11 protein-coding genes are annotated in these 16,750 nt (G+C 39.3%); 1 reads left to right on the forward strand and 10 read right to left on the reverse strand.

Features of this window, described 5'->3' with window-relative positions:
- Positions 1–7: 7 nt before the first annotated feature.
- Positions 8–628 (reverse strand): Crp/Fnr family transcriptional regulator, encoded by a 621-nt coding sequence (locus tag HDC90_RS12760; RefSeq protein ID WP_184466905.1) that lies wholly within the window; start codon positions 626–628, stop codon positions 8–10.
- Positions 629–995: 367 nt separating this feature from the next.
- On the opposite strand from HDC90_RS12760, the gene HDC90_RS12765 reads away from it, so the two are divergent.
- On the forward strand, positions 996–2,507 hold the full coding sequence (locus HDC90_RS12765; RefSeq protein ID WP_184466907.1) for an alpha-L-fucosidase: 1,512 nt from the start codon (positions 996–998) through the stop codon (positions 2,505–2,507).
- Between the two features lie 132 nt (positions 2,508–2,639).
- Here the strand turns inward: HDC90_RS12765 and HDC90_RS12770 are convergent, their stop codons facing one another.
- The 9 genes from HDC90_RS12770 to HDC90_RS12810 all read right to left on the reverse strand — a co-directional run bounded on the left by HDC90_RS12770 (position 2,640) and on the right by HDC90_RS12810 (position 16,652).
- Positions 2,640–3,200 carry a hypothetical protein gene (locus HDC90_RS12770; protein WP_184466909.1) on the reverse strand — a complete coding sequence of 187 codons (561 nt, stop codon included), beginning with the start codon at positions 3,198–3,200 and terminating at the stop codon, positions 2,640–2,642.
- Positions 3,201–3,247: 47 nt separating this feature from the next.
- The gene (locus HDC90_RS12775) at positions 3,248–3,517 is read right to left on the reverse strand and encodes a hypothetical protein (protein WP_184466911.1); all 270 of its coding nucleotides are present in this window, start codon (positions 3,515–3,517) and stop codon (positions 3,248–3,250) included.
- 552 nt (positions 3,518–4,069) lie between these two features.
- A complete protein-coding gene (locus HDC90_RS12780; protein WP_255497630.1) occupies positions 4,070–6,364 on the reverse strand; it encodes a GH92 family glycosyl hydrolase in 2,295 nt (764 codons plus the stop codon).
- A gap of 42 nt (positions 6,365–6,406) precedes the next feature.
- The gene (locus tag HDC90_RS12785; protein ID WP_184466913.1) at positions 6,407–8,614 is read right to left on the reverse strand and encodes an alpha-N-acetylglucosaminidase; all 2,208 of its coding nucleotides are present in this window, start codon (positions 8,612–8,614) and stop codon (positions 6,407–6,409) included.
- Position 8,615: 1 nt separating this feature from the next.
- Complete coding sequence (locus HDC90_RS12790) at positions 8,616–9,848, reverse strand: acyltransferase family protein (RefSeq protein ID WP_184466915.1); 1,233 nt, start codon at positions 9,846–9,848, stop codon at positions 8,616–8,618.
- Between the two features lie 24 nt (positions 9,849–9,872).
- Positions 9,873–10,850 (reverse strand): tartrate-resistant acid phosphatase type 5 family protein, encoded by a 978-nt coding sequence (locus tag HDC90_RS12795; RefSeq protein ID WP_184466917.1) that lies wholly within the window; start codon positions 10,848–10,850, stop codon positions 9,873–9,875.
- A gap of 201 nt (positions 10,851–11,051) precedes the next feature.
- Positions 11,052–12,650 carry a RagB/SusD family nutrient uptake outer membrane protein gene (locus HDC90_RS12800; protein WP_184466919.1) on the reverse strand — a complete coding sequence of 533 codons (1,599 nt, stop codon included), beginning with the start codon at positions 12,648–12,650 and terminating at the stop codon, positions 11,052–11,054.
- 11 nt (positions 12,651–12,661) lie between these two features.
- Entirely contained in the window at positions 12,662–15,703 is a 3,042-nt protein-coding gene (locus tag HDC90_RS12805; protein ID WP_184466921.1) for a TonB-dependent receptor, read from the reverse strand.
- 61 nt (positions 15,704–15,764) lie between these two features.
- Positions 15,765–16,652 carry an inositol oxygenase family protein gene (locus HDC90_RS12810; protein ID WP_184466923.1) on the reverse strand — a complete coding sequence of 296 codons (888 nt, stop codon included), beginning with the start codon at positions 16,650–16,652 and terminating at the stop codon, positions 15,765–15,767.
- Between the last annotated feature and the right edge of the window lie 98 nt (positions 16,653–16,750).

The following is a 16,750-nucleotide window of genomic DNA, read 5'->3' on the forward strand; positions in this document are numbered from 1 at the left end:
TCCTGTATTATGTTCTTTTGTTTTCGCTTGATCGGATCCTGCTCAGCGTTTCCAGCCGTAGGCCAAGGAATGAAGCAATATACCGGAGCGGTACACGGTTAATCATCCAGGGGAAAGCCTGAAGCAGATGTTTATAGCGGCCAGTAGCAGATGGAATCTGGCAGATAAACCCTCTGTCATATGCTGCTCTGTAATAAAGTTCCATGATCTTTCTTCCAATGATGTTTGCTTCCGCAAAATTTTCATAAAGCATAGTCGAGAGTTCATGAGGTATGGCAATCAAATCTACATCCTCTATCGCCTGGAGGTATTCGTCTGATTCTTCTGCAGTCCATAGATTGCGGATGGTTCCAACTATTTCATATTCCTGGCATATCCATGAAGTAATCTCGGTTCCTGAGTCCTTGTAAAATCCCCTTACTACTCCTTTTAAAATCAGGTAAAGATATCTATTGCGGTCTATTGGGGAAATAATGTACCTGTTCTTACGGAAGCTAACTGGGAAGGTGAGGGCATCAATAAGCACCTCCATTTCTGCTGTTATTGGGTGAAAGCTACTGTATAGGACAATAAGTGGAGAAGTGCCGTTATAAGAGTCCCATTTGCTTTTTTCCTGTGCATCCGCCATGATTTTAGTAAATTTAGCTTTACAGATAGGTAAAAGTAATTAAAAGACCAAACTTTTCAAATTTTCGTGTTCAAGATTAGCTTATTAAACTGATCATTTTGCTGAATATGTTTAACAAATAATCTGTCTTTAGTTTTATTTTCATACACGCTAATGATTAAGAAGTTGTATTCTCTTTTCTAAAAATGGTATTTCAGTTTGCGAACTGTACCATACTAACCAGTTTGTCAAGATTGTAGCTGATTAAAAAGTTAATTAATCTTATTGGCTTAGTTTAATTCGGAACTTTTCTGTGCGCGCCTTTTTAATCCAAATATTTGTTAGCCTTATGAAAAAACAAAACTTAACACACACACAAAATTAACAAATGAAGAAAACACTAATTGTATTATCCTTATTATTAACCGTTAAAGCTTACGGGCAACAAAAAAGTATTGTAAGTATTTCCAAAACAGATAATCAAAGCAGTATAATAGCAAAAGCAGCTAATGTTGTGTCATCGCCCAGGCAACTGCGCTGGCAAACTTTAGAGCTAACTGCTTTTTTTCATTTTGGGATTAACACCTTTACTGATCGGGAGTGGGGCGATGGTAAAGAAGATATCTCTAAATTTAATCCCAAGTTGCTCGACGCTGAACAATGGGTAAAAACCATTAAAGCTGCGGGATTTAAACAGGCTATAATCACGGCTAAACATCATGATGGTTTTTGCTTATGGCCAAGTAAATTTACAACGCACAGTATAAAAAATACACCATACAAAAATGGCAAAGGAGATATCGTAAAAGAAGTTGCAGATGCCTGCAGAAAATACAATATCGGTTTTGGTATTTATTTATCACCCTGGGACCGTAATAACCCATCTTATGGATCAGATGCTTACAACACTTATTTCGTAAACCAATTATCCGAGCTGTTAACCCAGTATGGCAAAGTAGATGAGGTTTGGTTTGATGGCGCAAACGGAGAAGGACCCAATGGCAAAAAACAGGTTTATGATTTTGATACCTGGTACACATTAATTAGAAAATTGCAGCCACAGGCGGTTATTGCTGTTCAGGGACCAGATGTACGCTGGGTGGGTACAGAAACAGGCGTTGGTCGTGAAACAGAATGGAGCGTTTTGCCTATGGCCGAACAGAGCCAGGAGAAGATTGCAGCATTATCACAAAAGGAAGTAAATGTAATCCCAACATTATCTGGCTCCTATAAAGACCAGGATCGTGGCAGCAGAAGTAAATTAGTTAATGCAACAGGCTTGGTTTGGTATCCGGCCGAAACCGATGTTAGTATCCGTCCGGGATGGTTTTATCATACTAATGAAGATGCAAAGGTAAAAACACCGAAGCGCCTGATGGAAGTTTACTTTACTTCTGTGGGTAGAAATGGGGTTTTACTCTTAAATATTCCACCCAATACCGATGGATTAATAGCTGAAAGCGATGTTCGGAATTTAGCTGCCTTTGGACAAAAAATGAGAAGCACATTCTCTAATAACATTGCTAAAATGGCAACACTTAGTGCAATATCCGGTAAAAATACAAAGGCTTTATTTGATGGAAAATTGAATACTTATTTTACAACGCTTGGCAAAGATACCACTACGAAAATTGAATTAAACTGGTCTAAAGATGTAACCTTTAATATATTGTCGTTACAGGAAAATATTGCCATCGGACAAAGAATAGAGAAATTTGAAGCAGAATATTTTGATGGCAAGCAATGGATAAATTTCTCCTCGGGCACAACAGTGGGCTATAAACGTTTATTAAAATTTAATGCCGTTACCACAAAAAAAGTAAGGTTTAAGATTTTATCTTCAAGATTGAATCCGACGCTTGCAGAATTTGGATTATATCTTTTAGATGAAAAAGATTAAATTTAACGCTACAGTCTTAAGCTGCCTTAATACAAGGCAGCTTTTTATTTGCTGTTCTTAAAAGGTTGAGGTGTAAAAATTATCCTGTTTTGAACCTCCTGTTTGGCTTGCAATTAGTCAATGCGCCGCAATTTAGCACCACTTATTACGTTCAAAATAAATGATATTATTATCGAAGTTACCCTGATAAGGATTGCCTTTTGCTCGGAAACCATTGGCTACGAGAAAACGCTGACTGCTGGGGGTTGCTGTGGTAGAAAATACAATACCATGATGATAACTGATTTTTTTGAGTAGCATTCTTTTTAATGTGCTGCTGATTCCCTTTTTACGGACTGATTCTCGAGTGAAGGAATACCCAATCTCTAAAAACGGTTTATCTATGTTTGTAATAATACCAGCTTTTTTATACACTTCTTGCAGGTAAGAAATAGTAGGCCTTTTGATAGCCGAAATGCCAACCAGCTTTTTGCCATTGTAGCAGAATGCCAGAAACGCTGCATTGAAAATCTTTAAGGGCAGGTCAACAGGCGAAACTTTATTTCCCTTTTTCAATAGTAAATAAAAATGATGGAGTTGGATCATCGAACAATCGCATGGCTTTTTGATTTCAAAATAGCAATTGCCGAGAAAATTCGGTTGATCATTATAATCCTGATAAAATACCAGGCCGGTAGATATATTGTGGTTCATCAGAATAAATTTAGGAAAGGGTTCAATCTGCCGGTTCTTGTGGCAGTTTATTTGTTCTTGGCACTTAACGATGTGCGTAAAGGACCTGATAAGGCAAGCATTTCGCATACTTTATCATTCCAGTCTATCAACGCATCTTCGGGTGAGGTTCCAAGACCTGAAACATCGTGTTCCTCTTCAAAGGATAATACCGCGTAAAAGCAATCGCCATCCTGGTATACGGATGGTCTAAACTGCATCACAAAAGTGGGTAATCTGTATTTGTTGTAATCAAAATCTACAAGTTTTCCAGGAATCGTTCGGGCCTGCTGTTTCATAGCTTGCTGTTTTATTGAAACGTTGTTGCTTATTTTTTCTTACGGCAAACAAACGTACTAGTAAAATAGCCAATCAATGTTTCCTTAAGGTTAGCAGGTTATTGTTTGTTTGTTAAGTGTTTGGTGGGATGTGTTTGGCAAAAATAGCGGATTATATTTTCTCTAAGCTTAGAGTAGGTATTGCTGAAAATGATTTTTTAAGGAGAAAGCTGCTGAGTTATGCTATGTAACACGTTGAGCAGGAAAATAAAGATGAGCAATCTTTTAATGTAAATGTTTTAACCAATAAAAATAAAATTTTCTTCTGTTAATCTTTTTGGCATAGATATAGTCAAATCTATTATACAGTACTAGCAATGAAGGTTGAAAAGAAAACAATAAACACATCAGATAAGATCGAAAATGAGGTGGATGAAAGCAGCTTCCCTAAAGGGATGATATTTTTTATCCTTGGGCTAAGTACGCTACTTCTGATTTTGATCTTATTTAGGGTTTAATGAGCTGAAATGTTTCTTTGGTATTTAGATGTCGGGTTTATTCTAGCTACTGCGTTCAAAGCGTAGCCGGCTGATCTTGGAGATAAAAGATCAATTCCCCGCCCTTAACCAGCAATTGATGTGTAATTTGGTTTTGGGTAAAAGATTTTCCATTTAAAATGATTTTTGAGCTATAAATAGATTTTTTACTCTTTTTAATGGTTGTTATGGTTAACTTTTTACCATTGCTGAAAGATATTACTGCCCGTTTAAATAAAGGACTTGTGAGCTGATAGTTTCCTGAAACAGGATCTGCCGGGTAAAAACCAAGAGCTGCAAATACATACCAGGCCGACATTTGTCCGGCATCATCGTTGCCGCTTAATCCACCCGCACCTTCATCATATTCTTCCGCCAAAATACGCGATATTTGCAGCTGCGTTTTCCAGGGAGAGTTGGTATAATTATACAAAAACGGGATCTGGTGGCCAGGTTCGTTTCCATGCCAATATTCCTTTTTATCGAAAAGGGAATCCAGCTCATTTTCGAGATTTTTACGACCGCCCATTAATTTAATCAATCCAGGCATATCATGGGGGATGTAAAAAGTATACTGTCTTGGGGTTCCTTCGGTAATATATGGTTCACGGTGATCGGGATAAAAAGGCTTGTACCAGCTGCCATTGGCAAAGCGGCCTCTAACCATCCCAACACTTGGATCAAAGATATTCTGGTAGTTGAGTGATCGATTAAGAAGTTGTTGGTAATCGGCTTCCTTACCCAGATCTTTAGCAATGCTTGCAAGCGCATAGTCATCATAAGCATACTCCAAGGTCCGGCTCACCTGTTCTCTCTTATGATAAGCATTTGGAATGCTATCTTCCATGGGTATATAACCATATTTTAGATAACTGTTAATGCCGCGGCGGCCTTTGCCATTGAGATACGCTGCAGAATCGGGCATTTGAAAAGCATTTTGGCGCATTAAGCGATAGGCTTCCTTTACATCGTAACCACGAATGCCCTTGTTATAGGCCGAAGCCAGAAAAGTAGTAGCGTGGTCGCCAATCATGGCTGCAGTATAATTATTCCAACAGGGGAAAATGGGTAGCCAACCACCTTGTTGCCCTTTTAGTACCAATGAATTGGCGAAATCGTTGGCCAGATTCGGTTTTAAAAGTTCTACAAGTGGTAGTTGTGCGCGGTAAATATCCCACATTGAAAAATCATCATAATAGTTGCCCTTTTTTAAGACTTTTTTCATGTAGTTACCTGCAAATTGAGGGTATCCTCCATCTACATCATTAAATAAACGTGGGTGTTGCTGTGCATGGTAAAGTGCAGTATAGAAAATCCGCTTATTTTTTTCATCAGGATCGCTAACTTTTATCTGGCCAAGCGATTGCTCCCAAACCTGACTGGTTTTAGCCATAATTGTTTCGAAATTAGCTGTGTTAATCTCGGTTTCGAGGTTAAGTTTTGCTGCAGTTATACTGGTAAAAGAAGTGCCAGCGTAAATATTAATAGTTTCTCCTTTTTGTAGTTTAAAGCCCAGATAAGCACCTAAATCTTTCTGGTTTTTAATAGATTGATGCGCTGAAACACTGGCTCCGGTAAACACACCACTTGTTGTAAAGCCTTTGTTTATGCGAATAAAAAAATAGCCGCTAAAGCCGGCTGGCTGCCCCCAGCCCTGGTAAATACGGTGAACAGGATTATAACCTGAAATTTCACCTCTTTGGCGGTCAATTTTAATATATCCTTTACCCTGATCACTATTTGGAGTAATTAACAGATAAACACTGTCTGCCTTCAGTGCTGTAATTTTGATTAGGCCACAACGCAAAGTTGCAGTAGCTTCAGCCATCAGGTTATAACTTTGTAAATTGGTTTTGTAATACGCAGGTGTAGCTACTTCATCCGTATGTGCATAATCAACAGCGTAATCTGTTGGACTGGTTTTCAGTTTTCCGGCAATGGGCATAATGGTAAAGCTACCATAATCTTGCGTACACGAGCCGCTGATCCAATGACTTGCCCTGATGCCATAAAATTTTTTATTGTTGTAATAATAGGGGGCAAGGCATTTTTTTTCCGAAAGTTGGGTTTGTGGCGTCCACTGGGTCATGCTAAAAGGTGGCGCAACGGCTGGTATGGTATTGGCCAGTCTTTCTGTTTTATCTTCTATATGTTGGCTGGCTGGCGTGGTACTTGTAGAAGTGCCTGAAAATGGCTGCACGTATCTGATCACAGATTGCTGCGCAAAAGCCACTGCGCCAGTAAGTATGAAAAGAAATAAAGTAGATATGAAAAATGTTAGCCGTATAACAGCATGCTGACTTCGCATTGTAAATAAGATAACAATTTTCATATCGGTAAAACTATCATATAAGCCCTTTTTACGATGGGGAAATTACTGGTGTATTATCCCCATGGTTTTGCGGTATTTCTGATACATTTCGAGTGCTAAATTTACAGGGTTTCCAACGGTTTTGGTTGGGTAGTCTTTTCGTTGATTTACCCATTTCCATTCCCAGTTGCTTATTTCCTCATTAAATTGACTGGTATTAAAATCGTTTTGCTGTTTTAATGATTGTTCGGCGCGGGTAAAGAAAAGTTGCCATCTTGGTTTATAAAAATCAGTGAGCAAGCCGCTCCACTGTCTACAGGCATACTCATTCAATGGGCTTTTAGCATCGCCCCAAAGGGTAATCAGGTCTTTGGCATTCATTTCGTACAGTGCTTTTTCGGCAGGGGTTTCTCCCCATTGCCTTGCATCGCTTACCCATGGCCCAAGCATAAAGTCTTTTCTACTGGCCAATAGCCTGTCCATATCATCAATCAGCTGTATAAATTTGCTGCTTTCTTTTTTAAATTTAACTAGATCTTTTTTGCGATAGGCCGCAACTATGTTTCTTTGTATAGGCAGAGCGTAATTGGCCATTACCTGCCGGGTAATATCAACCAGATCGTATTGAAAGCCATCACTGGTTTTGCAAAATGCTGCGGCTTTTACAAATTCATCCCAACCTAACAACAAATCTTTTTCCCGGTAATTTAAGGTGGTTTTTGCCCAACGGGTTAGAGAATCGAAGGTAGGACGTGCCTGAATAATCGATTCGGCACCATCTCTTATATATTTGTCAGCCGGCACGTTGTAAACAGTTTTCCGTAATATCTCCCAGCCTTTTAAAGCATTTACATTACTTTTTCCGTAGCGGTTACGCACAAATTTAGGTAGCCAGGTTTTCAGATCTATAGGTTTAGACTGCCAGGTATTGTCCATCATCAGCTCATAAAGCACTGGATTTTGTTCTATACCTTCCATACTGAGGCCTATGCCTTTCATTTTACCACTTTGTGGATTGTTAAGGGCTTCGGCTGGCGCAGTTGCCACTACATCCATCCGGCCAAAGAGGTTGGTATTGCCGCCAAAGTTGTGCAGCATATTCCATATCCACGGTTTACCATAAAAACCTTGTGTGCGTTTCCAAACCGGCTCAATTTCAGTTGCAAGATCCAGTAAAATCATCTTATCGTTCGGCACAGCCTTTAATAAGGCCTCTGTTTGTGGTTCTTTCCAAAATTTTCTATCACTGTAAAACAGCCATCCCTGCATTACCCATACGGCCTTCGGATCAGCTTGTGCCATGCCATCGTAAACCCTTGCGCTCAGTTTACCTAAAAACTCCGGATCGGCAGAAGGTGGCTCATTCTCGTTAAAAGTATCGGCCGAGTAAAGGTGATCGGTGCCCAATAATTCGGTTTGTTTTTGTAGAAATTTCTTCCCGATCTGGGCAAACATCGGATCTTCCGAATCAAGGATATAGGTATCGGCAAAGCCATTGGTCCAGTTGGTGGCTTTTAATTTAGCATTTGGGAATTTGTTTTTGAACGCTGCCGGCACATGTCCGGTAAAGGCTGGTAGTACCGGTTTCATCCCCAGCGATCTTTGCCGGACCAAAATTTTCTTTTGCAGTTCAAAGTGGCTTTTCATCCAGCTTATCGGAAGTGGGCCACCCCAACCATCAATATTACCCATCCAAAACCACGAGAAATAGGCAGGTCCGGTGAAAAAACCTTTAAGTTCCTCATCTGAAAAGCCCATTTCTTTATATAAAAGGTACCAGGTATATTCTTCGCCTGTAATGGCAAGGGGCATGTTGATACCATGTAAGGCCATCCAGTCTATCTCTTTTTCCCAACGCGACCAATCCCACCAGCTCATACTGTAATTAAAAGTACAGTAGTTTAAATAGTAACGATAATCGTAAGGTGTTTCCTTTCTTATTTTCGTTTTTACGGCAGGTAGGGTAGCAGGTAGATTTAAATTGGTACCATTCCAGGTCATCTGGCAGTGCGCGTATTCAGTTAAATAATGATAAAAAGCCGAAGCTAGGGCAACACCACTGCTGCCGCTAAGTACGATCTTGTTATTTTTGCTTTCAATTTCAAAAACATCTTTCCCGTTTACTGCAGCAATACTTTTGGTAACAAAGGCCTGGTGTTGTTTTGGTAAAATCCGCGCAATAAGTTGATTAGATGAGGCCAGGTAAACCTGAGACCATAGGTTATTGAACGATAGTACAAGCAGCGCTACAAATAGTATTTTTATTTTCATATTAAATTTTTAGGAACCACTTTTTATCAAAGAGGAACTTTAAGCCAAACAATTGTATTAAGAGTACACCAGTCCATACGCCGGCCTGTTGCCATGCAATAGGGATAGTATTAATGATTCCACCGAAGAGGAAGTTAGAAGTAGATTCGAAATTGAACAGGCCGTGAGCGAAAATATAAATTAATATCGAATTGGTACCTATCCATATCATGGGCATGCACCATTTTTGATAACTGCACACATCGATAAAATAATAGAAGAGCGAAAAAAGTATAATGCTCCAGCCACCTGCAAAGAGTACGAAAGTACTGGTCCACATGATTTTGTTGATGGGAAAAAGGAAGTTGCCAACTAGTGCAATTAACAGTAATGCAATACCTGCAATGATTAAATACAATGCTTTTTTATTGGGATCGGGACATACTGTTTTATTCTTTATAAATGAACCGGTAAATATGCCTAGCATGGCGGAGCAAATGGCTGGCAAAGTGCTCAGTAAACCTTCCGGATCGTAAACTGTACGGTGAAGCTTACCAGGAAGTATTAAACGATCTATATAAGCGGAAAGATTGCCTTCTGGGGTGAGTATGCCACTACCAAAACCTGGAACAGGCACAAAACGCATGATAAGGTAATAGCCAACTAGGATAGATACAAACCAGGTTATCTGTTTTTTAAGCGGGTTATTGAGGTAAATTAAAGCGGCAAAAAAGGTTGCCAGACCGATTCGGCCCAGTACACTGGCAAAACGGATGTGCTCATAACCTTTCCACTGCAGCATGCCGTTAACCACCATACCCAGTAAAATTAAAATCAGCGTTCTTTTAATCAGCGCATAATAAATCTTACCAGTTGAAGCACTCCCGGTCTCTTTATCCGTAAAATATTTCTGATAAGAAAAAGGCATAGATACCCCTGAAATAAATATAAAAAGTGGGAAAATAAGGTCGTAGAAAGTAAAACCATTCCAGGGCGAATGGTGTAATTGGTTACTGATGCCAACCAATATCCTTTCTAATAAGGAAAGACCCGGATGGGTTGCAATGGTCCAGTCGTAGGGGCTTTGTACCAATGCATGGTCTTCTTTAATGCCATGGGCCAAACCATGAAAAATACCTTCGCCGCTCACAATCCAAAACATATCAAAGCCACGCAAGGCATCGAGCGAAAGTAGCCGTTTAGGTTTCTCTGCTGTTTGTACTGTTGAAGTAACTGTGCTGTTTGGTTGATCCATGGTACTGACGGTGTTTATTTTGGATTATTTTTTAATGAGTGTGTTATAAATAATCTCGCCCTGATCGTTAATGGCTTGTACGCGTAATTGGTTGTTGTTAACCGAGAATAACATAAAACCATATTCTGATGCCACCATTTCGGCATCGGCAATGAGTTTTACAGGTGTTTTTTCGGAAGCTGAACCAGAAATAAAATAATGTGTTTTTCCGGCAGGTTTAATGTACTGCATACTGTGTTCGTGCCCGGTAAGATACACATCTACGCCGTATTTTTCAAAAGTTGATTTTAACGAATTGCGTACAGCTTTGGTATCATATGCCTCGGTTCGGCTGCCGCCAGTATAAATAGGATGGTGGCCTACAACAATTCTCCATTTAATTGTAGGGTCAGCATCAGCCAGAGTTTTAGTCAGCCAACGTTTCTGCGCCGTGGTGTCTTGGCCTTTAACATTTGGGCCATATTCAGCATTGCTGTAAAATTCGGGTATAAGTGGGTTTGTGTCAATAAAAGCAATTAACACCTGGTTATTGAGATCCCCATTGATGGGGAATTTTTTTGCATAGTAACGGGCAGGCATTTTCCATCTTCTGCTGATTTTGGAGTATTCGACCTGTGCATCTGGATTGGATTTGTAATCGTGGTTACCAAGAACCACATACCAGTCCCATTGCAGGGAAAAATCGGTATAAATATCTTCGAAAGAGTATTTAAAAGATGGGTCTTGAGCGCTGATTACACCACTGGGATAAAAATTATCGCCGGTAGAAATGATAAAATTAGCCTTAACATCAGATGCCGTAATACCCATCTGCTTGGCTACCTGCTTTTGATGATCGGCACCGTTACGGCCCCAATCGCCCATGGCGATGAAATTTAAAGCATTACTCTCTTTAATCAGGTTTTTTGTTGCTGAGTTGGCCTGGGCTGAATTTTTTATTAAAGTTTGTGCATGTAAAACGGAAGGAAGCAACACTATAGATAAAAGTAGTCGTTTAATCATAGAGAAGGATTGAAATGTTTAAAATGATTTAAGCCATCTAATGCGAAGAAGAGGGTGTATCATCGGATTTATTTTTCTAGAAGTTTGTCACGTTGAGCCTGTCGAAACGCCTCTCACGGTGTTTGAGCAGATCCTTCCACAAGCTCAGGATGACAATTCTATATTTATTTATGATACAACCTCTTCTAAGAAAAATGTATATTAATTGTATCCGGGATTTTGTTTTAATTTAGGATTTAATATAATGGCTGATGCCGGTATTGGCATTAACCTATGGAAAGTCTGTGCATCTGTTTTAAAGCCCCACGTTCCTTCATACTTACCGAAACGGATCATATCGTTACGGTGCCAGCATTCCCAGGCCATTTCTCTGCAACGCTCTTTATATAAGTCTTCCAAGGTAACTGATGTCCATGCAGGTGAAGTTGTACGAACAGCACGTATCTGATTTACCAATGATAAAGCAGTTTGCCCTTGCGTAGGTGTTGCACCCCTTAATATTGCTTCTGCTTTCATTAATAAAATATCAGAATACCTAAAAACTGGCACGTCGTTATTTTGGTTTCTGCTTGATGATGTACTATCGCAGTAAAATTTATTGTTTCTGTACCCCATATTCCAGGCGATTTCATCATTTCCAGCATCAAAAGGTCTAGATGCATCTCTAAGGGTAACATTTGGTGTAATGTCTACCTGGTAGGTGAGTGCAGCTGAACCATCAGAACCTGCATAAAATTGATCGTATCCTTTTTTAGTGGTCGCTACTGTTACTGGTGAGCCATCATAATAAGTCTGCAATCCTTTTATCCATTGTGCATTCCTTTTATCATTCGGATCATTGAAATTAGCATAATACTCTGGCAAGGTGCTCATTGGTGCACTTGGCGTAAATTTTAAGCTGTATTTTCGCTGTAAAGAGCGTGGTAATGAGTAACGCGAATAAATCATGGTACCATTACTAAAACCTGGATCGAAAGGGATGGCAAAAATAAATTCTTTGATCTGAGGGCCGTTATCAATAAAGAACATTTTTCTGTAATCGCTTTCCAAACTGTAAGGAGAGCCCGAGGCACCAATAATGGCATCGCACATGGCCACAGCATCATTATAACGTTGAGTTCCGGTATACACTTCGGCATTTAAGTACATCTTGGCCAATATAGCATAGGCAGTATATTTATTTGGACGGCCATATGTAGCTGTTCCTACGGCGCTGCTTAAATTTGGCAATACTTCTTTAAGTTCTGCCTCAATAAAATTAAAAACTTCAAGGCGTGTTTTGGTTTCGGGCGGCGTAGTTTGGCCGAAAGTGGTTACAATCGGAATATTACCCCATAAATCCATCATCATAAAAAATGCTAAAGCCCTGGTAGCCCTCACTTCAGCTACTGCTACTGTTTTTCCCGGAGATTCAGGCGCGTCTTTCAGTAAAAATAAGCTTTGATTTGCCTTACTGATGGTTGCTGAAAGCCATCCCCAGCCACTATTAATATGTCCGTTGTCTTTAGTCCACGAGTGTTTATGGTGCATTTCAAATACCCCTCCATCGTACCAGTTTCCGCCTCGGGCAGGCATAATGGATTCGTCGGTACTTAACGATTGCATAAAGAAATAATCGGTACTCCAGTTTTGGCGAAGCTGTACATATACCTGGCCGGTTAACTGAATAAAGTGCTGGTCTGTTTGAGGAAATGTTTCAGGAGTTAGCTGTGTTTCCACTTTTAAATCCAGTTTATGGCAGGAAGTTAATACGCCTAGCGATAACGCAGTTCCCGCAATATATTTGATAAGATTTTTCATCTTTTTAAGTTTTAGTTAAATGATACGTTTAACCCGAATAAAAATGTTCTGGTTTTAGGATAAAAGTTATTGGTATCTACCCCTGGAGCGGTACCACCCTGATTGATCTCCGGGTCTATTCCTTTATAACCGGTAATTACAAATAGGTTATTCGCTGTGGTGTACAACCGAATAGAATTTACACCAGGAATAAGGCCTTTTTTGAAAGTATACCCAAGTGTAGCATTATCTAAACGCAGGTAACTGCCATTCTCTAAGAACCTGCTCGAATATTTATAGGAGTTGAAATCAGATACTGATTCATTTTCAACTTCTACAGGGATATTGGTGAACTGGGCAGTGCTAGGCCTAAATAAATCAGCACGGGTAACGTTCATAATTTTAACGCCTAATGCTGCCCTCATAAATACACTTAAATCAAAATTCTTATATCTCAAATTGTTTGACCAACCTAATAAAGCTTTCGGTTGTGCATTTCCAAGGATATAATAATCGGTTTTGGTGAGTGGGGTCTTTGTTAAGTTACCGTTAGCATCATAATACTGTGAAACACCATTTGCATCTTTACCTGCATATTTAAAGGTGAAAAATGTTCCGATTGGTTGCTCTGGTTTAAGGATCTGCAATGTTAAACCACTTTGTCCGGCACCATCTGGAGAAACAGTCAATCGATCTTCAATGTTAAATCTTGGATCATCCGATAGGGTAATAATTTTATTTTTATTGTGTGCTAAGTTAAATCCCGTAGTCCAGCTAAAGTTATTGGTGCTTACTGGCGTGCCATTTAAAACCAATTCAATCCCCTTATTACTCAATGCTCCAACGTTTGCCGTATAATTGGGCGCTGGGTATAAATTATTATCTACAGGAAATGTTAAAATCAAATCTGTTGTTTTTTTATCATACACATCCACAGATCCAGTTAATCTACCATTAAATAGTCCGAAATCTAAACCAATATTGGTCGTAGCCGTTTTTTCCCATCTCAAATCAGGGTTTTCATTTTGTATGGCACCATAAGCACCCTCTCTTGGCGAACCGTTATAATAAAATTGTCCTACCTGTCCATAAATAAGTTTAGTGGTAAGCGGCGCAAAACCAAGAGAGTTACCTGCAATACCATAGCTACCCCTTAATTTAAGGGTTTTAAGAACGCCTGCATTTTTAAAGAAACTCTCCTGATCAATGTTCCAGGCTGCACCCACAGATGGGTAATAACCCCATGTTTCATGCATTCCGAACACATTTGATCCATCTCTTCTAATCGATCCCTGAATGAGGTATTTGTTTTTGTAATTATAGTTTACCCTTGCAAAATCAGAAATCATCAAAATTTCCTGATAAGTTACATTTGGATTAAAATCGACTCTGAAATCGGGCACCGCATATGGGTTTCCTAAGCTTAAATTGTTATAACTAACCTGGTTAATCGGGAAATTTGTAGAAGTTGCCTGAAAACCATCGTTATTTAACGATTGCTGATAAGAATAACCAACCACGGCATTGATATCATGGTCGCCAAATTTTTTATTCCAGGTTAAGTATGTTTCTATAATTTTATTGGTGTTTTGATAGGCATTTCTTACCGCCACACCATCTTTACCCACCAGGTTTACAAAGGTTGGAGTTGCAGGTGGCTCAGGGGTATTTCGAACATTGTTATACCTGGAAGTATAAATGCTGTTATAAAATGCACCATAAACGTTCTGGCTATTCTGGTATGATGCAGAAACATCGTAAGAGAAGCCGAATGGTAATTTTAAGTTAACGGTTAAATTTCCTAAGATATTTTTATTCTTCAGGTTCTCAGTACCGTTTTCGAGCATAGAAACCGGGTTATAATAGCTGGTTTGGATTAAGTTGTCAAAATAAGATCCATCCGGATTCTTTACTGGCGATGTTGGCAGATAAGTAAGCATCTGCGCCAGTACCGTATTACGGTAAGGAACCAGGTTGGCGTTAGTTACCGAATTGCTGATATTCAACCCGATCTTCAACTTATCATTTAAAGCCCTTTGTTCAATTCCGATGCGGCCAATAAACCTATTTAAATCGCTGGTTTTAATAATACCATTTTGTTTAAAATAATTTAAACTGGCATTATAAGTGGTTTTCTCGCTACCACCGCTCAAAGATACGTTGTGGTTATGCGATAAAGCATTACTGCGCTGTACCTCATCCTGCCAGTTGGTATTGGCACCCTTATCATTTGCTGGTGTGAGGGCTGAATTATTTTTTGCAAGAAATGACTTTAATTGATCGGCATCCATCATGTCGTATCGGTTAGATACGTTTTCTATACCAAAGTAACCATTGTAAGCAATTTGTGCAGCACCTGTTGTGCCTTTTTTCGTGGTTACCATAATTACGCCATTGGCTGCCCTGTTACCATAAATGGCAGCAGCAGCTGCATCTTTTAATACATCAATAGTAGCAATGTCATCTGGCGCCAGAATCGAAATGTCGGCACCAACTACACCATCAATTACAAATAGGGGCGATTGTGCGCCATCACGAAGGGTAGATGCACCACGCATAATGATTGCTGCATTTTGGCTTGGATCGCCATTTCTGGTAATGTTTAATCCAGGCACTTTACCTTGTAACATCTGGCCAATATCACTAATAGCTCCTTTATTCAAATCATCACCCTTAACAGTTGATATTGAGCTCGTAAGTGTTTTTCTGCTGCTCTTTCCATAACCTACAACTACTACATCAGTAAGTGATGAACTGGCCTCGCTAATGATTACCTGGTAGGTAGATGCATTGGTTACGGTAAGTTCTTTTGTTTGATAGCCCAAAAAACTGAACAGGATTTTATCGCCTGTTTTTGCTGAGATGCTAAAGGATCCGCCAGCACCGGTTGAGGTAACCTTACTGGTCCCCTTAACGGTAACTGAAGCACCCACAATAGGCAGTTTAGCATCATCGACTAAATTTCCTGTAATTTTTCGTTCAGTTTGCGCATTGGCAACATTGAACATTTGGCCGAGGAGTAATAACAGCATAAATATGCCGCTATACTTTAAGCGTGTACATTTAAATCTCATGATTTTTGTAAAATTAGATCCATAAATTGGTTATTTGGTTATAAATGTTTGGAGATAGAATTTAAAATTTAATGTTAGGTGGTAAGTATTTAGCTACCAGTGTTTTGTAATAAGGTTCTAGTTCAGCCCAGCTTTTCTGATTGGGGTTTTTAGAATACAGGTCGTAAGGATTAAACAGGTTAACCCATTTAAACATTTCGTGGTCTTTTTCATTCATCAGGTGATCATACGCATTTTCTCTGTGCTGCGAATAAAAAGAGTGATAGCGGAGCATATACAAGCCTGGTTCTGGCAGGTAGGGCTTCATCATATGGTATACATATTCATCATGGCCCCAAGACATATCTACTTGATCTAAACCACAGTTTTGGGTATAAACGCCCAACTTTGTTTGATAAATTTCATTTGTATAATCGGGATTGTTGCTGAAAAATTCAGGATAAACAATTTTATCCGAATAGGCACAGCCAACAGGAAAAGTATCGCCAACTACAGCCCATTGTGGCTCGCCAAACAAACAAAGTACTTTGCCCATATCGTGAATTAAACCTACCAATACCATCCAATCGGGGTGGCCGTCGTTTCTAATAGCCTCAGATGTTTGCAACAGGTGCTGCATCTGGTCAAGATCGGTATCAGGATCAGAATCGTCCACTAACTTGTTCAAAAAATCAAAAGCACTCCAGATCGGCATCTCTTGTTTGTCGAACTTTAAATAATCTGCTTTTTTCTGTTTTACGAAATCGTATGTTTGATAAGTATGGTTTAGCCTGTAAAATTCTTTTACACTATCCTTTTCTGTTTCATCGTAATTTCTGAACTGCTCTTCTTTTTTGTCAGCATTGATGTTTTTTGGATCTGGATAACGGATCAAAATATCCTCTTCCCACTGATCAAGGTTTTGCAACGGATTTTGGTTATCCTTTGAAGATGCGCTTTGGTTTGTCATAAGGCTATAAATTGATTTGGTTAAAAAAAATCGTTGGTTTTGTAAGTTAAAGTTGAGTTTTTGAAAACTTAAAATTTTATGTTTCGCCAACTTTATTT

The sequence above is a fragment of the Pedobacter sp. AK013 genome (assembly GCF_014205835.1).
Taxonomy (GTDB): Bacteria; Bacteroidota; Bacteroidia; order Sphingobacteriales; family Sphingobacteriaceae; genus Pedobacter.

Excerpts from the sequence above, each read along its gene's own strand:
- HDC90_RS12780 (WP_255497630.1), bottom strand. The coding sequence starts at position 6,364 with ATGAAAATTGTTATCTTATTTACAATGCGAAGTCAGCATGCTGTTATA.
- HDC90_RS12760 (WP_184466905.1), bottom strand. The coding sequence starts at position 628 with ATGGCGGATGCACAGGAAAAAAGCAAATGGGACTCTTATAACGGCACT.
- HDC90_RS12765 (WP_184466907.1), top strand. The coding sequence starts at position 996 with ATGAAGAAAACACTAATTGTATTATCCTTATTATTAACCGTTAAAGCT.
- HDC90_RS12785 (WP_184466913.1), bottom strand. The coding sequence starts at position 8,614 with ATGAAAATAAAAATACTATTTGTAGCGCTGCTTGTACTATCGTTCAAT.
- HDC90_RS12775 (WP_184466911.1), bottom strand. The coding sequence starts at position 3,517 with ATGAAACAGCAGGCCCGAACGATTCCTGGAAAACTTGTAGATTTTGAT.
- HDC90_RS12805 (WP_184466921.1), bottom strand. The coding sequence starts at position 15,703 with ATGAGATTTAAATGTACACGCTTAAAGTATAGCGGCATATTTATGCTG.
- HDC90_RS12770 (WP_184466909.1), bottom strand. The coding sequence starts at position 3,200 with ATGAACCACAATATATCTACCGGCCTGGTATTTTATCAGGATTATAAT.
- HDC90_RS12790 (WP_184466915.1), bottom strand. The coding sequence starts at position 9,848 with ATGGATCAACCAAACAGCACAGTTACTTCAACAGTACAAACAGCAGAG.
- HDC90_RS12795 (WP_184466917.1), bottom strand. The coding sequence starts at position 10,850 with ATGATTAAACGACTACTTTTATCTATAGTGTTGCTTCCTTCCGTTTTA.
- HDC90_RS12800 (WP_184466919.1), bottom strand. The coding sequence starts at position 12,650 with ATGAAAAATCTTATCAAATATATTGCGGGAACTGCGTTATCGCTAGGC.
- HDC90_RS12810 (WP_184466923.1), bottom strand. The coding sequence starts at position 16,652 with ATGACAAACCAAAGCGCATCTTCAAAGGATAACCAAAATCCGTTGCAA.